Annotated in this window: 17 protein-coding genes and 1 tRNA gene; 5 read left to right on the forward strand and 13 right to left on the reverse strand. The window is 58.0% G+C overall.

Annotated elements, in window-relative coordinates; translation table 11 throughout:
• Nucleotides 1–10: 10 nt before the first annotated feature.
• Both M9799_RS12205 and M9799_RS12210 read right to left on the reverse strand, forming a co-directional pair.
• Nucleotides 11–985 (reverse strand): Bug family tripartite tricarboxylate transporter substrate binding protein, encoded by a 975-nt coding sequence (locus M9799_RS12205; protein ID WP_231041949.1) that lies wholly within the window; start codon nucleotides 983–985, stop codon nucleotides 11–13.
• A 68-nt stretch (nucleotides 986–1,053) separates the two neighbouring features.
• Nucleotides 1,054–1,560, reverse strand: a complete 507-nt coding sequence (locus tag M9799_RS12210) for a MaoC family dehydratase (protein WP_231041950.1) — start codon at nucleotides 1,558–1,560, stop codon at nucleotides 1,054–1,056.
• A 398-nt stretch (nucleotides 1,561–1,958) separates the two neighbouring features.
• On the opposite strand from M9799_RS12210, the gene M9799_RS12215 reads away from it, so the two are divergent.
• From M9799_RS12215 to M9799_RS12230, 4 genes are all read left to right on the forward strand, one after another.
• Nucleotides 1,959–2,768: a TIGR02391 family protein gene (locus M9799_RS12215; protein ID WP_231041951.1), complete on the forward strand. Its 810-nt coding sequence runs from the start codon at nucleotides 1,959–1,961 to the stop codon at nucleotides 2,766–2,768.
• A 183-nt stretch (nucleotides 2,769–2,951) separates the two neighbouring features.
• A complete protein-coding gene (locus M9799_RS12220; RefSeq protein WP_231041952.1) occupies nucleotides 2,952–5,750 on the forward strand; it encodes a class I SAM-dependent DNA methyltransferase in 2,799 nt (932 codons plus the stop codon).
• A complete protein-coding gene (locus M9799_RS12225) occupies nucleotides 5,747–7,867 on the forward strand; it encodes a DEAD/DEAH box helicase (protein ID WP_231041953.1) in 2,121 nt (706 codons plus the stop codon). Before M9799_RS12220 ends, M9799_RS12225 begins: the two co-directional genes overlap by 4 nt.
• Nucleotides 7,860–9,047, forward strand: coding sequence for a GIY-YIG nuclease family protein (locus M9799_RS12230; RefSeq protein ID WP_231041954.1), 1,188 nt, complete (start codon nucleotides 7,860–7,862; stop codon nucleotides 9,045–9,047). The genes M9799_RS12225 and M9799_RS12230 overlap by 8 nt, the downstream gene beginning before the upstream one ends.
• A gap of 120 nt (nucleotides 9,048–9,167) precedes the next feature.
• Here the strand turns inward: M9799_RS12230 and M9799_RS12235 are convergent, their stop codons facing one another.
• The 8 genes from M9799_RS12235 to ureE form a co-directional block, all read right to left on the reverse strand.
• The gene (locus M9799_RS12235) at nucleotides 9,168–10,115 is read right to left on the reverse strand and encodes a hypothetical protein (protein WP_231041955.1); all 948 of its coding nucleotides are present in this window, start codon (nucleotides 10,113–10,115) and stop codon (nucleotides 9,168–9,170) included.
• Nucleotides 10,116–11,050: 935 nt separating this feature from the next.
• On the reverse strand, nucleotides 11,051–11,971 hold the full coding sequence (locus M9799_RS12240; RefSeq protein WP_231041956.1) for a DUF4435 domain-containing protein: 921 nt from the start codon (nucleotides 11,969–11,971) through the stop codon (nucleotides 11,051–11,053).
• 2 nt (nucleotides 11,972–11,973) lie between these two features.
• On the reverse strand, nucleotides 11,974–13,365 hold the full coding sequence (locus M9799_RS12245; RefSeq protein ID WP_231041957.1) for an AAA family ATPase: 1,392 nt from the start codon (nucleotides 13,363–13,365) through the stop codon (nucleotides 11,974–11,976).
• Between the two features lie 168 nt (nucleotides 13,366–13,533).
• Complete coding sequence (locus M9799_RS12250) at nucleotides 13,534–13,674, reverse strand: JAB domain-containing protein (protein WP_231042168.1); 141 nt, start codon at nucleotides 13,672–13,674, stop codon at nucleotides 13,534–13,536.
• A 445-nt stretch (nucleotides 13,675–14,119) separates the two neighbouring features.
• A tRNA-Ser gene (locus M9799_RS12255) sits at nucleotides 14,120–14,207 on the reverse strand.
• Between the two features lie 101 nt (nucleotides 14,208–14,308).
• On the reverse strand, nucleotides 14,309–14,968 hold the full coding sequence (ureG, locus tag M9799_RS12260; RefSeq protein WP_231041958.1) for an urease accessory protein UreG: 660 nt from the start codon (nucleotides 14,966–14,968) through the stop codon (nucleotides 14,309–14,311).
• On the reverse strand, nucleotides 14,965–15,624 hold the full coding sequence (locus M9799_RS12265; protein WP_231042169.1) for an urease accessory protein UreF: 660 nt from the start codon (nucleotides 15,622–15,624) through the stop codon (nucleotides 14,965–14,967). Before M9799_RS12265 ends, ureG begins: the two co-directional genes overlap by 4 nt.
• Before the next feature lie 128 nt (nucleotides 15,625–15,752).
• On the reverse strand, nucleotides 15,753–16,316 hold the full coding sequence (gene ureE, locus M9799_RS12270) for an urease accessory protein UreE (protein ID WP_231041959.1): 564 nt from the start codon (nucleotides 16,314–16,316) through the stop codon (nucleotides 15,753–15,755).
• 205 nt (nucleotides 16,317–16,521) lie between these two features.
• Between ureE and M9799_RS12275 the strand changes: the two genes are divergently transcribed.
• A complete protein-coding gene (locus M9799_RS12275; RefSeq protein WP_231041960.1) occupies nucleotides 16,522–16,977 on the forward strand; it encodes a gamma-glutamylcyclotransferase family protein in 456 nt (151 codons plus the stop codon).
• Nucleotides 16,978–16,996: 19 nt separating this feature from the next.
• On the opposite strand, the gene ureC is transcribed toward M9799_RS12275, so the two are convergent.
• From ureC to M9799_RS12290, 3 genes are read right to left on the reverse strand one after another with little or no spacing between them, the layout of a single operon-like run.
• Entirely contained in the window at nucleotides 16,997–18,715 is a 1,719-nt protein-coding gene (gene ureC, locus M9799_RS12280) for an urease subunit alpha (protein ID WP_231041961.1), read from the reverse strand.
• Nucleotides 18,715–19,044 carry an urease subunit beta gene (locus M9799_RS12285; protein ID WP_231041962.1) on the reverse strand — a complete coding sequence of 110 codons (330 nt, stop codon included), beginning with the start codon at nucleotides 19,042–19,044 and terminating at the stop codon, nucleotides 18,715–18,717. Before M9799_RS12285 ends, ureC begins: the two co-directional genes overlap by 1 nt.
• Nucleotides 19,045–19,057: 13 nt before the next feature.
• Nucleotides 19,058–19,666, reverse strand: coding sequence for a HupE/UreJ family protein (locus M9799_RS12290; RefSeq protein WP_231041963.1), 609 nt, complete (start codon nucleotides 19,664–19,666; stop codon nucleotides 19,058–19,060).
• Nucleotides 19,667–19,668: the final 2 nt, after the last annotated feature.

Here is a 19,668-nt window from a genome sequence, read left to right on the forward strand (position 1 = left end):
GGTCATGGCTTCAATCCACCTTTGCACCAGAGACTTTGACGGCAACCGCCCACTTGTCGATTTCGGACTGGATGTACTTCGAGAACTGCTCGGGGGTCATCACGGCAGCTTCCGCGCCCATGCCCGCCAGTTGTTCCTTGATCGCCGGGTTCTTGGCCCAGGAGTTCGCCAGCGCCTGGTTCAGCGTGGCAATGACCTCCTTGGGCGTGCCCTTGGGCACCGCCAGGCCGATCCAGGCCGGCGCGACGAAGTTGCCCATGCCGGCCTCGATCATGGTGGGCACCTCGGGCGCCGCAGCGTTGCGCTCGGCGCTCGCCACCGCCAGCAGCCGCAGCTTGCCGCCGCGCGCATGCGGGATCAGGGCGGCGCCGGTATCGATCATGGCGTTGATCTGCCCGCCGATGAGGTCCGTGATGGCGGCCGGGCTGCCCTTGTAGGGCACATGCGTGATGTCGACGCCCTGCTGGTGCTTGAGCAGCTCCATCGTCAGGTGGCTGGTCACTCCGCTGCCGCCCGAGCCGTAGTTCAGCTTGCCTGGAGACTGCTTCGCCAGCTTCAAAAGATCGCCAGCGGTCTGTGCCGGAACCTTGGGGTTCACGGCCAGGAACAGCGGAACGTTCGCCAGGATGGTGACCGGCTCGAAATCCCGCAGCGGGTGGTAGGGCAGCTTGGTGAACAGGCTGGTGTTGATCGACATCGTGCCGCTGGAGCCGACCAGCAGGGTGTAGCCATCCGCCGGCGCCTTGGCGGCCAACTCGCTGCCGATGATCCCCGAGGCGCCGGGCTTGTTCTCGACGATGACGGGTTGCCCCAGGGCGTCCTGCAGGCTCTTTCCGACCATCCGCGCGATCACGTCGGTCGCCTGGCCCGCAGGGAAGCCGACGATGATGCGGATCGGCTTGTCGGGGTAGGCCGCATATGACGCGCTGGCCATTGCCGCCAGGCCGGCTGCAACCGCTGCCTTCCATACCTTGATGTTTCTCATGCTCTTGTCTCCAGGTTTGTAGTGGTTCGCGCCTCTTCGTGCGCTTGCAGGAAACCGGTGGCGCAGCCTCAGAGGTCGTCGACCCCGTGGCCGCGGCGCGGCACGAGCGACATGCGCACGAACTCCATGATCAGCACGTCGTTCTGGTTGTAGGCCCGGGTGCGTGTCGTCACGATCCCTTGCGTGGGGCGGCTCTTGGAAGGCCGCACCTCCAGCACTTCGGACTCCGCGTACAGGGTGTCTCCGCCAAAGACGGGCGCGGTCAGGCGGATGTCCTTCCAGCCCAGATTGGCGATGGCCTTGCCGCTGACGTCATTCACCGTCATGCCCAGCACCACCGCCAGCGTGAGCCCGCTGTTGACCAGCAGGCGGCCGAATTCGCTCTTGGCCGCGTAGTTGGCATCGCAGTGCATGGGATGCGAATTCATCGTCATCAGCGAGAACTGGATGTTGTCGTTGTCGGTGATCGTGCGGCCCGGACGGTGCTCGTAGATCTCACCGACAGCGAAGTCCTCAAGGTAGCGGCCGTAGGAGGCCCGGATACGCTTCTTGGCAACGTCAACTTGGTCTGGCATGGCTCGTCCTTGAATGAATTGTTCGTTTTGCACATTTGTCATTACAAATGCCTGGGCGTGAATTTATAGATTTTTGGGCTTTTTGCCATGGGGTATTCCCGGGCTGGAGTGGAATGGCTTGCGTGGGGCTTCCTGGCGGAGGCACCAGCCAAGGCTATATCCTGCCCGCCGAGGCTGAGGCAAACTACGACCGGCAACTCACTAGTCAGAACACCGAGGTGGTGGCCTGACTTAAACCAAACAGCCTCGCCAAATCCCGGGGCTGTTCATTGTGTAGGTCAAAAGCTCGACGAGGGGTAGCCCACTGGGGCGCAGCAGTCAACACACTATAGGTAAACGCGTCGCAGCATTGCGGCCTTGACGCAGATATGTAATTAGTCGGCTAAATAGGTAGTGTCATGGACAAAATTCAACCCTTTTCTTCTCAGCAAATTGAAGCCGTTGCTCGAGTACTAGGGGACACGGCCGATGGCCTTACGGGGCAGGAGATTGCCTTCATCTTGGGAGACGCGAGCATTCCCGATGTAGACGCAGCAAACACCAAGTGGAAGCGCCTGTATAACGCGATTGCCTCGGTACAAAACGATAAGGGGATTGGGAACTACCTCATCATGGTGGTCGTCCGGGCGATGGCGCCAGTGCGCTACACCGGAAATCCGCAACTGTTCGATAGTAGGCGGCAGCGCTTGAATGCTGTGCTGTTGTTGACAGGCTATCACGTGCGAGATGATGGCCGTGTAGGCCGTACCCAACCCGCGAAAACCTTGAGCGAGGCCATGCAGCGTGCCAGTAGGCTTTCCGCAGCGCTGGCGGCACGAGGCGTGCATGCGGATGTCCTGCAGTTTTGCCGTGCCGAGCTGTTGGATGAGAACTACTTCCACGCTGTTTTCGAAGCCACCAAGAGCATTGCCGCCAAGGTGCGAAGAATGTCCGGGTTGGATGGTGATGGCGCCGAACTTGTTCAGCGCGCATTTGGTGTTAACAAAGACGGTGTCGCGGCATTGGCCATCAACCGCTTGCAGACAGAGACTGAACGTGGTGAGCAGCGAGGCTTTGCCAATCTGCTTGTTGGCCTTTTTGGCACGGTCCGCAACCCCCTTGCGCATAACGCGAAGGTGGAGTGGCCTATGTCGGAGCAGGATGCGTTGGACATTTTGACGTTGGCATCGCTGGTTCACCGAAAGCTGGACATAGCAAAGAGAAGTTAGGTGGAATGCCCGACTTGCTCTAGGGTCGACGGCAGCGATGCAGCGACGGTTTAACCAAGAAGGCATGGGCTGCTGCGGCCAGTCAGGAATTGAGCCAATTGGGCTTTGCGCGCAACACCAAGCCGCCACGGCCATAGCTCTACGCTACTATTCCGAGAGCATGAAAACCTTCCCTGAAAAACCATGAACGCGGTCGAAATCGAGTCCGCCGTATCGGATCTCGCTGCCCAACCCTTTGACGCTGCCGAATTTCCCTACGCCTTCCTGGCTGCCTTTGGCAACAAGGAAACGACGCTCAAACGCCTTCGCACCGGCAACAACAACGCCTCGGACGTGCCTGGCGGGGTTCTCCTGCGCAACAACATTCACATCGCTGTGTGCGATGCTGGCATTGTTGGCAACATGCTCCGCACCCTGCGAGACAGCTCCGCCACAACCAAGGCAAAAGCCAAGTTCATTCTGGCGACTGACGGACAGACGCTTGAGGCCGAAGAGCTGGTCAGCGGTGAGACCATCGCATGCGCCTTTGAGGACTTCCCGAATCATTTCGGGTTCCTGCTGCAGCTAGCGGGCATCTCCACTATCAAGGAGATCAAGGACAACCCCATCGACGTTCGAGCCACGGGGCGTCTGAATAAGCTTTACGTCGAACTGCTGCGTGAGAACCCTGACTGGGCCAAGGAAGACCGACGCAGTGACATGAATCACTTCATGGCCCGGCTGGTGTTCTGCTTCTTTGCCGAAGACACTGACATCTTCAATGGCAAGGGGCTGTTCACCCAGACGGTGGATCAGATGAGTGCGAATGATGGAAGCAACACCCATCAGGTGCTGTCTGAAATCTTCCGCGCCATGAACATCAAGGTGTCCGAGCGTGCCAATTCGGATCTGCGCCTGCCTAACTGGGCCAATGGCTTTCCGTATGTGAACGGGGGGCTGTTTTCCGGAAGCACAGAGGTGCCCCGATTCACACGCATGGCCCGTACGTACCTGATGCATGCGGGTGCATTGAGCTGGCGGGAAATCAACCCCGACATCTTTGGCAGCATGATTCAGGCAGTTGCCGACGACGATGAGCGTGGCGCCCTGGGCATGCACTACACCAGTGTGCCCAACATCTTGAAGGTGCTGAACCCGCTGTTCTTGGATGACCTGCGCGCTGCACTGGCCGATGCTGACGACAACGAACGAAAGCTGCTGAATCTGCGCAAACGCATGGCCCGTATTCGGGTGTTTGATCCCGCTTGCGGATCGGGCAACTTTTTGGTCATCGCGTACAAGCAGATGCGCGAGATAGAAGCGGAGATCAACCGGCGCAGGGACGAGCTGCACTTGCGAAGCGAGATACCGCTGACCAATTTTCGGGGGATTGAACTGCGCGACTTCCCCGCTGAGATTGCACGCTTGGCGCTCATCATTGCGGAGTTCCAATGCGATGTGCTCTATCGAGGGCAGAAGGATGCGCTGGCTGAGTTCCTGCCGTTGAATGCGCAAAACTGGATCATCTGTGGGAATGCTTTGAGGCTGGATTGGTTGTCTATCTGTCCGCCCACAGGCACTGGCGTTAAGGTAGTTGCAGATGACCTGTTCCTCACGCCTTTGGATCAAAAGGAAATTGACTTTGCCAACGAAGGCGGTGAGACGTACATCTGTGGAAATCCGCCGTACTTGGGTAGCACTTGGCAGAGTGCAGAGCAAAAAGACGACCTGCGAGCCATCTTCGATCACCGGTGCAAAAGCTGGAAGTCGCTCGACTACGTGTCTGGCTGGTTCATGAAGGCCGCTGACTACGGTCAGCGCACACCGTGCACCTCTGCTTTTGTCTCCACCAACTCCATTTGCCAAGGACAGCAAGTTCCCATTCTATGGCCGCTGGTCTTTGCTTCGGGACATGACATTGCTTTTGCCCACACCTCGTTCAAGTGGAACAACTTGGCAAGCCATAACGCTGGCGTGACGGTAGCGGTTGTGGCGATCGGCAACCCGGCGCCCAAAGTACGACGGTTGTTCGCTATGAACGAAGTTGGGGAAACGGTGATCAAGGATGTGCCCTACATCAACGCCTACTTGGTTCCGGGCGCCAATGTCGTGGTGGGCAAAGCTACTCGTCCATTGAGCGGACTGTCCGAAATGAGCTTTGGCAACAAGCCGGTGGACGGTGGAAATCTGCTGTTGTCACGTGATGAACTCGCGGCCCTACGTTTGACTCCCCAGCAAAAAGATCGCTTCGTTCGCCGCATTTTCGGGTCAGCTGAGTTCATTCGAGGTTTGGAGCGTTACTGCCTTTGGATTGAGGATGCTGCTTTGAAGGAGGCTCTCGTTGTTGAAGGCATTGCGCAGCGTATTGAGCGGGTTCGCAGCATGCGCTTGGCGAGCTCCGATAAGAGTGCACGGGACATGGCAGTTCGTGCGCATCAGATGCGGGAAATGAACATTGCTGAAAATTTAATCATCACTGTTCCCAGGACCTCTTCTGAGGCGCGGCCTTACTTACCAACCGGTGTAATTGACTCAAGAAGCACTGTAACCAGTGAAGCTTTTGCGCTCTTCGATGCGCCACTCTGGAATATGGCGCTTATTGCCTCTCGGCTGCACCTGATCTGGATCGCTACAGTTTGCGGCAAACTGGAAACACGATATCGCTATTCAAACACTCTTGGCTGGAACACCTTCCCCGTTCCATTGCTCACCGAGCAAAACAAGGCCGACCTAACCCGATGCGCAGAGGACATTCTGCTGGCTCGCGAGGCCCACTTCCCGGGCACCATCGCCGATCTGTACGACCCGGAAACCATGCCGGACAACCTGCGGCATGCCCACGAGCGCAATGACGAGGTGTTAGAGCGCATCTACATAGGTCGCCGATTCAAGAACGACACCGAGCGGCTGGAAAAGCTGTTTGAGCTGTACACCAAGATGACTGCCGCAGACAAGGCCAAGTCTGCGGCCAAGGCAACCCGAGGGAGGAAGAAAACCGTATGAGCGATCAAGCAAGCAACCCGACCAATGCGTACACTGTGCCATCGGTGTCCATCACCACCGCACGCACTGGCGCATCGAGCAAGGCCAATGAGTTAGGTATGCGTGCCATGCAAGAGCGCGCCTACGCCAAGCGGGGTGAGCAATACTTGCTGATCAAGTCTCCCCCTGCCTCTGGCAAGTCCCGTGCCCTAATGTTCATTGCGCTGGACAAGCTGAATAACCAGGGCTTGCGACAGGCCATCGTGGTGGTGCCCGAACGCTCCATTGGCGGCAGTTTCGCCGACGAGCCTTTGACCCATTTCGGCTTTTATTGCGACTGGAAGGTGGCCCCGCAGTGGAACCTGTGCAATGCACCAGGCGGGGACGAGCCAAGCATGGCCAAGTCCAAGGTCGGAGCTGTGCGCCATTTTCTGGCTAGCGATGACAAGGTGCTGGTTTGCACCCATGCCACATTCCGTTTTGCCGTGGAGGAGCTGGGCATCACCGCCTTCGACAACCGCCTGATTGCGATTGACGAGTTCCACCACGTTTCCAGCAACCCAGACAACAAACTGGGCAGCCAGTTGGGCGCCTTCATTGCACGAGACAAGGTTCACTTGGTGGCGATGACGGGTTCGTACTTCCGTGGTGACAGTGAAGCCGTTTTGGGCCCTGCGGACGAGTCCCGGTTCGATACGGTGACTTACACCTACTATGAGCAGCTCAACGGCTACCGGTGGCTCAAATCGCTGGACATTGGCTACTTCTTCTATACCGGCGCCTATGTCGATGCGGTCAACAAGGTGCTGGACCCGTCCCTTAAAACCATCGTCCATATTCCCAACGTGAATGCGCGTGAGAGCTTGAAAGACAAGCAGCGCGAGGTAGACGAAATCATGCACGGTCTGGGTACATGGAAGGGCGTGGACCCTGACACCGGGTTCCACCTCGTCGAGTCTCCGCAAGGCCGTGTTTTGAAGGTGGCGGATCTTGTCGATGACAGTGATCCGGCCAAGCGCTCTCGCGTGCTGTCGGCATTGAAAGATCCAGCCCACAAAAACGACCGTGATCATGTGGATGTGATCATCGCGTTGGGCATGGCTAAAGAGGGCTTCGACTGGATTTGGTGTGAGCATGCACTGACCATTGGCTACCGTAGCAGCTTGACCGAAATCGTGCAGATCATTGGCCGTGCAACCCGTGACGCTAAGGGCAAAGAGCGGTCACGGTTCACTAACCTGATCGCGGAACCGACCGCAGAGCGATCAGCGGTGGCCGAGGCGGTGAACGACATGCTCAAAGCCATTTCGGCAAGCCTGTTGATGGAACAGGTGCTGGCTCCCCGCTACGAATTCACCCCGAAAAATGCCGGTCCACAAAAAGGCTTCGACTATGGTGACGAGGGCTACAAGGAGGGTGGGCATAACATCGGGGTGAACAAGGATACGGGTCAGATTCACTTGGAGATCGCGGGCCTGACCAAGCCTGAGACGTCAGAAGCAACTCGTATCTGCAAGGAAGACTTGAACGAGGTGGTCACGAGCTTTTTGCAAGATAAGACAGCGCTCGAACGCGGGCTGTTCGATAAGGAAAACACGCTGCCAGAGGAGCTGACCCAACTGCGCATGGGCAAGATCGTGCGGGAGCGTTATCCCGAACTGAGCGATGCCGATCAAGAAGCCATCCGTCAGCACGCTATTGCAGCTATGAACATCACCCAGCAAGCAAAACTGGCTTTGGCTCAGGCGGATGCCAGCGGTAGTGGCACTGGGCAAGGAAGCACTGCACTGATCGACGGCGTTCGAAAGTTCGTCAATGTGAAGGACTTGGATATCGACCTGATCGACCGCATCAACCCATTTGAGGCCGCTTATGCAGTGCTTGCCAAGGCCATGGATGAGAAGTCACTGCGTCAAGTGCAAGCCGCCATCGCAGCCAAGAAGGTGAGCTTAACTGAGGAAGAGGCGCGTGACCTCGCCAAGCGTGCGTTGCAGTTCAAAAACGAGCGTGGCCGCCTGCCGGATATCAACTCTGCGGATGCCTGGGAAAAACGCATGGGTGAAGGAGTAGCGGCTCTTGCGAGGTACCGCGCACTGGCAAAATCCGCCCAGGCGCAAGGAGTACTGAACAATGGCTGATATCGACGATGACGAGCTGCTGCATGCTCTTGGCGTAGAAGTTGCCCCTGTGAAAGCGTCCATCCGTACCCAGCGGGAGGAACGCATCATCGCGGGCTTTGAGGACATTCTGCGGTTTCATCAAACCCATGGTCGCGGCCCTCAGCATGGCGAGGGCCGCGACATCTTTGAGCGCCTGTATGCCGTGCGTCTGGATCAGCTACGAAAGCTGCCTGAAGCCAAAACCCTTTTGGCAGAGTTGGACACGCCCAGGCTGCTTGAAGGCAAGGCAGTCGCGGCGGTGGATGTGGACGCACTCGACGAAGATGCGCTGCTTGCGGAGTTAGGTATTGGTGATTTGCCTACCGAAGAGGGCGATATCACCGTGCTGCGGCATGTCCGATCCAGCACAGAAAAACGCGCCGCAGAGGAAGTTGCCGATCGGACTGCCTGCCAGGACTTTGAACAATTCCGCCTTTTGTTCGAGCAAGTGGAGCAAGACTTGAAGTCGGGCGTGCGCAAGGCGCTGCGATTCGGAAGGGATGCCAGCGTGGCCGATGGCAACTATTTCATTCTGGGTGGTCAACTGGCCTATGTGGCAGAGGTCGGTGAGACGATCAAAGCACCGAATGGTGAAAACGATGCACGTTTACGCGTTATCTACGCCAACGGTACAGAGAGCAATCTGCTTCGCCGTTCGCTTCAGCGCGCACTCTACAAAGACAATTCAGGCAGACGACTTACCGATCCCGATATGGGGCCGCTGTTCAGTGCTGAAGTTGAGCCAGAGGATATTGCGGCAGGGACGATTTATGTCCTGCGAAGCAGGTCTGACCACCCGTTCGTGTCGCAGCATCGCGAGTTGATTCACAAAATCGGAGTGACCGGAGGGAGGATTGAAGCTCGGATTGCGGGCGCTGAGAACCATTCGACCTACTTGTTGGCGGGTGTGGAGGTCGTCGCAACTTACAAACTTCACAACATCAATCGGGTGAAGCTGGAAAGTCTATTCCATCGGTTGTTTGGTGCAGCGCAACTGGACCTCACCATCGCGGACCGCTTTGGCAAACCCGTGAAGCCGCGTGAATGGTTCCTTGTCCCGCTGCACGTGATTGATGAGGTAGTGCAACGGCTGGTGGACGGTACCCTTACTGGCATGGTGTACGACGCTCAGTCTGCCAGCCTTGTCGCGAGCCAGTAATTTAATTTTATGACGCTTAGAGACGGTTTAGCTGGGGCTGAAAAGCGACCACGCTTACTGCATACGAGGCGACCGGCAATCACGGTGGCCTGCTCAATCGCAAGAAGTCGGCTTTTAGCGTTATAGATCGGCAGCAGATAGTGGATGCAGCCGTTTCCGTGCTATCGCTTTCGCATACGCGAGCTTGCCCTTCGTGAGCTGCTTCTTATTTTCACCTGCTGAAGTGAAGTCGACGAGTGCATGTGACTCGTTTTCAGACAAGGGATCTGAGCAGCTGAGAAGCCCGAGTTGTCCGAATTCTGCAATTGAAACTCCCCAGGTTCCGCCACCTTCGGAAAGCTGTTTCCGCTGCAAGTACTGTTCGTACGCTTCTCTCGGACTCAAAAGGCTCTCGCGATCCGCAGACAGGTGGCCTTTGTCAGTTCCTGTAGATGTAAAGCACCGAGACGACGGACGCTTCTCAGTGATTTGACTCGGATGAACTTGTCGCATGAGCAGCTCGTCTGAGGTAGGGAGACGGTACTGGCTGTCAACTGGCATCGGACGATCCTCCTCCGAAGAGATGGTGCTCATAAAAGACTTGAACTCTCTCATCAAGTTAGGGCTGTTCAGAGCAATCAGCATATCCAATTCGTCTGCTGTCACTGTGTTGACGGCGTTCAGCCCTAACTGATCACCACTGGGATCAATTTCCGCGCTTGCTTCCCGATATCCCAAGCTCCACTCGGCCACAACTCCCCCACTAGGGATCGGATAGAGGTGAGGGAGCGGCGAAGAGAGCAATGAGACATCCTCCAAGAACTGACGCATTGCTCCAACAGCTGCGGGGGTGGGCGCCGAATTCTCGCCGTCATACCATCCGCTAGGTATAGAGGCAATTTCTTCCAGCCTATACTCGAAAGGCTGAGTTGCTCCGCCCTCGCTGTAAATAACGGTCACAGCGATGAGGCGTTTGAGTCGCTCGCTCTTGTCGCAAAGGCCTGTGCCAACGAGGCGCACAGCTTCCGTTGCGCGGTGGTATGTCTTTTTGAACTCGAATTCAGTCGTCGGTTGGAAGTCGTAATTCAATCCACTTGCGTGCAGCACGTGGATTGTCCCGGTCGCTGTTACACCGCCGTTGAGTACAAACTGATCGTCTACCGCATTTTCGTAGGTAGTTTCTCTTGAGAGAACAATCTTCTTTCGAATGAAAGTATCGTAGCGGACCGGTTTAGCCCTGCCATACCCCAGCTCTACAAACTCATCGTACTGAAGGCTTTGACCGAATGAGTTGAAGAACCCGGCGAGTTCTACTGGGAATTCTTGAGGTACCCGTCCCGTGGTCCCCAGCGAATTAAAGCATTGAAGACGCCTTCCTTTCGTGCCGAACTATGTATTGGAGCACCGCGCGAAGTTGGGTGCGTCTATCTTGTAGACGCTCCTTCCGTTCTGCGAGACCGCTGTGTAGTCCGGCATTAATTTTCTCATGTTGATTAGTCCGCAGGGCCTGTACTTGACGGTTGCCTCTATCCCAATGAGCGGTGAGCAAGGCGGTATGAACTCTTAGGGAGATAGCTTTCCATACCTGAATCGCCGGCCCTTTTGGTTCGGGAGCACGGGATTCGCTTCCACACATCTTCTTCGCCAAGCTATTCGTCTCAACTGGGACCCAAGGCTCCCACTGCTGCGGCTCATGTTGACCAATTCTCTATGCTCCCAGATTAATTGTCGTGCCGGTGTCAAACGCTCCCTGCCCACTCTACCACCTTAAAAGATGAGACTGCTGTTAGACGCAAAAAAGCCCGGACATAGATCCGGGCAAGAGAGGAGGAAAACCACTATCAACACATCGCTTTGAGGTCTCTCATTTAGGGCACACCTTCAGATATAGATACCTCAACGATGTATAGGCCAACGAGCAAGAATAAATGACCATTTCGTGAAATTCTCTTTCGCAAATTTTGTGCCCCCGACTTTGATCTCCTGGAATGAACTTTTAATTTTCCTAATTCTATCGAGGCTTATCAGGGCCAATTTTTAATGAAAGAGGTTAAGCATGTTGGGCAGGGAGACATACTTCCAAGTAAGCCAATTAGTGCCGGATGTGATGGATCCGCATTGAGCTTCGAAGCTCTTTTAAACGGATGTATTCCGTCTATTCGCTTGTCCTTCAGGTAGGTCAAAAAGCTTCTGATAATGCTGAAATGATACTTCCCTCTCCAGTCGGTCACAGGATCCAATTCCATGAAACTGTGGCTAGAGGTCAAGGCTTTAGCTATATTTTCATGTTCGCTTGCATCGATTTTTAATTTTGCTAATAGCTCGCCAGTATTCGTGTATAACCGTTCAGCTACCCCTGTATCCCAGTTAATCTGTATGTAAGATAACGCTGATTCTCCCGGGTAGCATTCAACACCCTTGATTCGACATAGGTAGACTGCGTGGTGAAGCTCCTGAGTCTCTTTAATATAATCGTTAAATCCTGCTAAAAATCCTTTTTTTGCAATTTCTAAAGCTTCGTTGTCGTAGTAGTCAGCAATATCGAAATATGCTCTTATGAAATTTTCGATAATATTCCAATCGATTAGCTCGTTTTCAATGGCATAACCGCGCGTGACGTAAACATCCGGTAAGGATCCGGATTTTGGTTCGACATCGTAATCTCTGTCGACAAAGTATAAATTATTATCTTTTGCTGTTTCCGGGTTTTTGAGTATTAACTCCCGAAGGCTGAGAACATTTTTCTTTCCTCTGGCTATAATTTGTGCGCCCAGTTCGGTGCATTTTTTTAGTAATTGTCGTAGCCAGCCAACATACACTGTTGGGCACTGCTTTCCCTCGAAAATAAGAAAAATTCCCGTCGACTTCGCTCGAAGCTTAAGGTACTCAGTAAAACTCACATGAGGTGAGCTGCGCGCGGCGCGCAATTGGTCAACTCGATCCATAATCAATTAGAGCGAGACTTGTTAACAACTTGAATAGAGCGAGCACACATGTCCAGTTCATTTTCGAAGACAAATGGCGAGTGAGTGATCGCAACTAACTGGTGGCAGCTGTCTGTCTTTAGAATGTCTGGCAAAAACCGCCGCTGCCATTCGATAGACAGCGAAAGCTCAGGTTCGTCGATAAGAATCAAATAACTTTTTCCCGAATCCAGAATCAGCCTTGAGAAAACACTTACGACTTGTTTTTCTCCTGAACTGAGGCTGCCAAATGGGAGCGACGTATTGAGTGCGTCATGCCATACGTCCACTTTTAATTTCTCTTTGTCAAACCTAAGTCTCTTATCTGTTTCGGCTGTTTCAAAATAACCATTGATCACGTTTACAAACGTCTCAAGCGCAATCTCTTGCGGTCTGGACGCTTCATAGCTAGTCAGAAGTTGTCGGAGGAAATATGTCAGTGGGCGATATCGCTCAGAGTTAACATCTGTACTTAGCAATGTGCGTTCAAGTTCGACGTCAGTTAAACTGTTGCTCTTGCCAAGACGACCAAGCATTACTCGCACAAGTTCAATGTCAAATGGCCGTTCTAGTGGAAGTTCGAACTGACGCATTCCAAGTAAAACATCTAACATATTGCCACTTAATCGGGAATATGCTTCGAACATAGATTGCTGGATGAAACTTGTCATCGCAGCAAGTTTTTCCTCGACGTCACTTAAACCAAAATAGATAAGCTGATCTGTTTCCGTCTCTTCATTGGTAGATCCTGTTCTTTTGGGAGATGCTTGGCGAAGCGCGAAATCGTCAAAGGTGGCTTCAATACGGCGATAGGTGGGCAAGTACAAAACATTTGTCTTACCCATTGCTTCCGAAACCTTTTTCTTGAAGTTCTCAATATAAGGACCGTTGTACATGTGGGTCTTTAGAAGATCTAAGCGCTCAAATATCTCTTCATAATCCCAAGGGCAAACTCGGTATAGGCGTTGAAGTATAGGATTTCTTCGCACCTCTGACCGTAAACCACCACTTGCATAAATATTTAATAGGTTGTCCAACTCCTTTGGGGAGATGTACATCAGAATATCTTGCGCAGAGCTGCGCTCGAACAGCCTCGTGTTCTTCTTTTGATCCATTGTATTAAAAGCCTGCTCACGAGAAAACTCCATGGTGCGATCACTGAACTCCAAGATTGCACTCTCGAAGTTAATCGAAGCTAGTCTAGAGATGCGGCCCGAGAGTAATGCATACATTGTGTTGAGTAATGTGGTTTTCCCAACTCCATTCTCGGCAAGAACTATGGAGGCTGCGTCAGAGCAGACTATGCTGAGATCCTTGTAACCGTGTAAACCACGTAGTGTAAATCGACGAAGTAGGGGGGCTTGAGTTTTGGTCATGGATATCAACTCTACAAAGAGCATTTGGATGGTCTATATATCGCTATCGCCGGGCTTGACATCGGTTGATCAGGTGGCACTTTACAAAATGACCTTCCCTCGTCATCACACCCTCAATTGTGATTCTGACACATTTGGAAACGATTAAGGTATCAGAAAGTTGTTCCTCTAATGTTGTATAAACGTCTGCGTCAGCGTGCCTCTGAAGAGTTCGAGCGTGTCGATCATCTGGTGCTGCGCATTCAGAAAAACGATAGCAAAGACCTCATGGGGTCGGTCACCAAGCCAAAGGTGCAGGTAGGCGCGCACGGCGGAGGGAGAGGCCAAGACAGTAGTCTCGCGCAGCCCGTATTCCAATAGTTTCAAGGGTTCCCTGCACCACGCGCGGGCGGCTGTAGGTCGTCAGGAGCGAGATGTAATTCCCTACGGTTGGGCTGGTAGGCAATCTTCGACGGGCAGGGGCTTGCTCATAGGGGCTCCAAAAAAAGCCCCGTGGCAAGGCCAACGGGGCAGGGTGGGGGATGAATCCGCTCGAAGCGCTCGCTTCATCACGGCCGCATTAAGCTCGACGTGGTCTTGAAACGGCCATGCCGAAGGGCGCGCAGCACTAAATCAGTGGGGAGATGTGTCGCAGGAATCTTTGGGGGATTTCGACATTGGTGATATGTGGCTGAAAAATCTGGAAAGGAGAGCTGACGCATCCGACCATCAAAAAGAACGGCCCGCGTTCGCGGGCCGTTCTCGTAGCGTTGCTTGGCGGAGAGCCAGGGATTCGAACCCTGGAGCCCTTACGGGCTGCCGGTTTTCAAGACCGGTGCAATCGACCACTCTGCCAGCTCTCCATCTGTCGAATTGTAAGTTAAGAAACCTCGTAGTCAGTGTCCTGCAACAGTTTTGCGCGTCCTTCCAGCACACGAAGCTGAACTTCACACAGATCGCACGGCTATGCCTTCAACAACCCCTGTGTCTCAATGAACCCAATCACCTGCGCCAACCCCTCTTGGGTCTTGAGGTTGGTCATCGCAAACGGCTTGAGCCCCTTGGGCGTGGTCCGCATGCGCACCGTGTCAGCATGCATCACCTCCAGATTGGCCCCCACATGCGGCGCCAGGTCGGTCTTGTTGATGATGAACAGGTCACTCTTGGTGATGCCGGGGCCGCCCTTGCGCGGGATTTTCTCGCCGGCGGCGACGTCGATCACATAGATCGTCAGGTCGGACAGCTCGGGGCTGAAGGTGGCGGCCAGGTTGTCGCCGCCCGACTCGATGAAGACGATGTCGGCATCGGGGAACTGGGCCAGCATGCGGTCGATGGCTTCGAGGTTGATCGAGGCGTCTTCGCGGATCGCGGTGTGCGGGCAGCCGCCGGTCTCGACGCCCATGATGCGCTCGGCGGGCAGCGCGCCGCTCACGGTGAGCAGGCGCTGGTCTTCCTTGGTGTAGATGTCGTTGGTGATGGCCACCAGGTCGTAATCGTCGCGCATGGCCTTGCAGAGCATTTCCAGCAGGGTGGTCTTGCCCGAGCCCACGGGGCCGCCGATGCCTACGCGCAGCGGGGGCAGCTTCTTGCTGCGGTTGGGGATGTGGTGGAGTGGCGAGGTCATGATCGAAACAGTCGTGAGTACTGGTTTTCATGCTGGGCCGAGAGGATGGCCAGCATGGGCGAGAAGGCCTGGCGCTGCGCATCGGGCAGGGCCAGTGCGTGGTCCACGGCGGCGGGTATATGGGTGGCCAGCTGCGCCAGGATGCGCTGGCCGGCGCTCTGGCCCAGGGGCACGGCCTTGATGGCGGCCTGGACCATGTTCTCGGCCCAGCCGAAGGCATAGGCCAGCAGCGCGGGGCGGGCGCTGGCGCCGCTGAAATGCGCGGCCAGCGCGAAGGCCAGGGGGTAGCTGGCGTCCTGCGTGGCCAGCCATTCGATGGCGTCAAGCCGCGCCGCGTGATCGGCATGCTGGTTGCGCAGCCAGGCGATCAGCGAGCGGCCCATTTGCTCGGTCTGCAGGCGCAGCTCGCTGCTTTCGCGGGTCTCGCGCACCCAGGCGTTGAGGGCGGCGATGCGCGGGCGATCGCCGGCATTCCAGGCGGGCAGGGCCTGCGCGATGGCGGCCATGTCCCCGCGTGCCTGCGTGAGCTGCAGCTGCTGCACCAGCCAGCGCGCGGCATCGGCTTCGCCCTGGACCCAGCCGCTGCTGATCGCGGCTTCCAGCCCCTCGGAATAGGAGAAGCCGCCGATCGGCAGCGCGGGCGAGGCCAGCCACATCAGCTGCAGCAGGCTGTGCGGGGCGACGGCGGGCGCGGCCTGGGCAGCGGCGGCTGCTTCCTGGCGGCGGCGCCAGGGCAGCGGAGTGCGCGCGGCGTTGGGGCGGGGAGGGCGAAGGGCCATGGAGATCAGTGGTCGTGGTTGCAGCCCGGCCCGTGGACATGATCGTGGCTGTGCCCGTGCCCATGGCTGTGCGCGTGGCCATGCCCGTGGTGGCTGTGGCCGTCGTTGGTCACATGGCCGCCATAGGCGCCGCCTTCGGGCTCGAAGGGCATCTCGGCCTCGGCCACCGTGAGGTGCATGCTGCGCAGCATGTCGGCCAGCACATGGTCGGGTTCGATCTTCAGGTGGTCGGGCTGCAGCTCGATCGGCACATGGCGGTTGCCGAGGTGGTAGGCGGCGCGCATCAGGTCGAAGGGCGTGCCATGCGTGGGGCAGGTGGTGATGTGCAGCACCTTCTGCGGCGCGGCGATGACGCGCACCAGCGAGCCGTCTTCGGCCACCAGCACATCGCCGCCGCGCACGGCCTGGCCGCGCGGCAGAAAGATGGCGAGGGCGCGGCCCTGCGAGTCGGTGGCGGCAAAGCGGCTTTTCTGGCGCAGGTCCCAGTCGAGTTCGATGGTGGCGGCGCGCTGCAGGAGGACGCGGGCAAGGCCTTTGCCTTGGGGGATCAGTTTGTGGAGGGGGAGCATTTTTTGCAGTGGTGGATCTGTGGTTAGGGCGCTGGTGAGATTGAGGGCGGGACGTTCATCCTTCGACAGGCTCAGGACGAACGGTTAACGCCGATGCGCTGCGTCTGGCTCAGTGCCCCACTACCGTTCGCCCTGAGCCTGGCGCAGGGCAGCCTGTCGAAAGGCGTTTCAGGGCGTTACGTGCAAAACCTTTTAGGATGGCCCCATGACGGCTCAGACTGATTTGAATCCTACTCCCCATATCCCCTGCGGCTGCCAGCAGGTCGCCGTCTACGGCACCCTGCGCCGCGGCGGCTCCAACGACATCCGCCGCTGGCAGCCCGAGGTGCACTGGCTCGGCCATTGCCGGCTGCCGGGGCAGCTCTATGACTTCGGGCCCTATCCGGGGCTGGTGCTCGATGGCAGCTATAAGGTGCTGGCCGAGGTCTACGCGCTCACGCCAGACCTGGAGCGCGAGCTCGACCGGGTCGAGGAGATCTGGCCGGTCGATATCGGCGAATACGCCAAGCACATCGTCGATGTGGAGCTGCTGCCGCTGGATGGCGGCCCGCCCCAGCCGACGCAGGTGATGATCTACGTGGCGCAGCCGGCGCACCTGCAGGGGCGCGCGATGATCGACGCCGATGACTGGCTCGAGTGGTGGGCGAAGCAGGCCCGTTGAACCCGTCACGGCAAGTACCTCAGAACAGGAAATAGCGCTGCGCCATCGGCAGCGACACCGCAGGCTCGCAGGTCAGCAGCTGGCCGTCGGCGCGCACGCTGTAGGTCTGCGGGTCGACTTCCATCGCCGGCGCGTAGTCGTTGTGCAGCATGTGGCGCTTGCCGATGCCGCGGATGTCCTTCACCGCCGACAGCGTCTTGGCCAGGCCGAAGCGCTCGCCGATGCCGTTTGCCAGGCCCGCTTGCGACACGAAGGTCAGCGAGCTGCGCGCCAGCGCGCCGCCGAAGGAGGCGAACATCGGGCGGTAATGCACGGGCTGCGGCGTGGGGATCGAGGCGTTCGGGTCGCCCATCGCGGCCATGGCAATGCTGCCGCCCTTGAGGATCAGCGCGGGCTTGACGCCAAAGAACGCCGGTTTCCAGATCACGATATCCGCCCACTTGCCCACTTCCAGGCTGCCGACTTCATGGCTGATGCCATGCGCGATGGCCGGGTTGATGGTGTATTTGGCGATATAGCGCTTGATGCGGAAGTTGTCGTTGCGCGCCGTGTCGCCGGGCAGGGCACCGCGCTGCAGCTTCATCTTGTGCGCGGTCTGCCAGGTGCGCAGGATCACCTCGCCGACGCGGCCCATGGCCTGGCTGTCGGAGCTGAACATGCTGATCGCGCCCAGGTCGTGCAGGATGTCCTCGGCGGCAATGGTTTCCTTGCGGATGCGGCTCTCGGCAAAGGCCAGGTCCTCGGCAATGGCCGGGTCGAGGTGGTGGCAGACCATCAGCATGTCGACATGCTCGTCGAGCGTGTTGATGGTGTAGGGCCGGGTCGGGTTGGTGGAGCTGGGCAGCACGTTCTGCAGGCCCACCACCTTGAGAATATCGGGCGCATGGCCGCCGCCCGCGCCTTCGGTGTGGAAGGTGTGGATGGTGCGGCCCTTGAAGGCGGCGACGGTGTCTTCGACGAAGCCGCTTTCATTGAGCGTGTCGGTGTGGATCGCCACCTGGGTGTCGGTTTCCTCGGCCACGCTCAGGCAGTTGTCGATGGCGGCGGGCGTGCTGCCCCAGTCCTCGTGCAGCTTGAGGCCGATGGCGCCGGCGCCGATCTGCTCGCGCAGGCCCGCGGGCAGGCTGGCGTTGCCCTTGCCCAGGAAACCCAGGTTCATCGGGAAGGCATCCGCCGCCTGCAGCATGCGCTCCATGTGCCAGGGGCCGGGCGTGCAGGTGGTGGCGAAAGTGCCCGTGGCCGGGCCCGTGCCGCCGCCGATCATGGTCGTGATGCCGCTGGTCAGCGCCTCCTCGATCTGCTGCGGGGCAATGAAGTGGATGTGCGTGTCCACGCCGCCGGCGGTGACGATCGAGCCTTCGCAGCTGATGATTTCCGTGCCGGGGCCGATGACGATATCGACGCCGGGCTGGGTGTCGGGGTTGCCCGCCTTGCCGATGGCGACGATGCGCCCGTCCTTGAGGCCGATATCGGCCTTGACGATGCCCCAGTGGTCGACGATCAGCGCGTTGGTCAGCACCGTGTCCATGGCGCCCTCGGCGCGGCTTTTCTGGCTCTGCGCCATGCCGTCGCGGATGGTCTTGCCGCCGCCGAACTTCACTTCCTCGCCATAGCTGCCCGCGGCCAGCGTGTAGTCGCGCTCGACTTCCAGCAGCAGCTCGGTGTCGGCCAGGCGCACGCGGTCGCCCGTCGTCGGGCCGAAAGTTTCCGCGTAGGCGCGGCGTTCCATCGTGGCCATCAGCGGGCTCCTTGGGGTTCTGTGTCGAGCGCGCCCTGCACCAGGCCGCGAAAGCCGTAGACCAGGCGGTCGCCCGCGTATTCGACGAGTTCCACCGTGCGCTGCTGGCCGGGCTCGAAGCGCACGGCCATGCCGCTGGCGATGTTCAGGCGCATGCCATGTGCCGCGGCGCGGTCGAAATCAAGACCCGCGTTGGTTTCCGCGAAGTGGTAGTGCGAGCCGACCTGTATCGGCCGGTCGCTGGCGTTGCGCACCAGCAGCGTGGTGCAGCGGCGGCCTGTGTTCAGGGCGTGTTCGCCCGCTTCGAGTAGCAGTTCACCGGGCACCATGGCGATAGCTCCTTCAGGCCAGGCGGGTCAGCATGAAGGCGCCCAGCGCCGCGGTGCCGGCGCCGGCCAGCGCCGTCAGCAGACGATGGCGCTGCAGCACGGCGCGGCCCAGCAGCATGCCGGCCACATGCAGCACGGCCGAGCCAACGGCCATGCCGGCCAGCGCGCCCACGGCCGCGAGGCCCGTGTCGCCCGCGAGTTCATAGCCGTGCGCCGCGCCATGGAAGAACGCGAACACGCCGGCCAGCGTGGCCGCCGCGCCCCAGGGCATTTTCTTTTGCAGCGCCAGCAGCAGGCCCAGCACCAGCACCGAGGCGGCGATCATCGGCTCGACACCGGGCAGCGCCAGGCCGGCGAAACCGGCAAGCGCGCCAGCCACCAGCAGCGCGACGAAGGCCGCGGGCGCGCGCCAGGCGGGGCGCACGGTGACTGCGCTCCAGGCGCCCACCGCGACCATGGCCGCGAGATGGTCGGCGCCGGTGAAGGGGTGCGCCATGGCATGCAGCGCGGTATCGAAAAAGCCGTGGGTGTGGGCACCGTCCGCGGCGGGATGTGCCAGCGCGGCGAAGGGCAGGGCCGCAAGGGCGGCGCCGGCGGCGGCGATCAGGGGTTTGATTTGCATGG

This window comes from Comamonas endophytica, from assembly GCF_023634805.2.
Lineage (GTDB): Bacteria > Pseudomonadota > Gammaproteobacteria > Burkholderiales > Burkholderiaceae_C > Comamonas > Comamonas endophytica.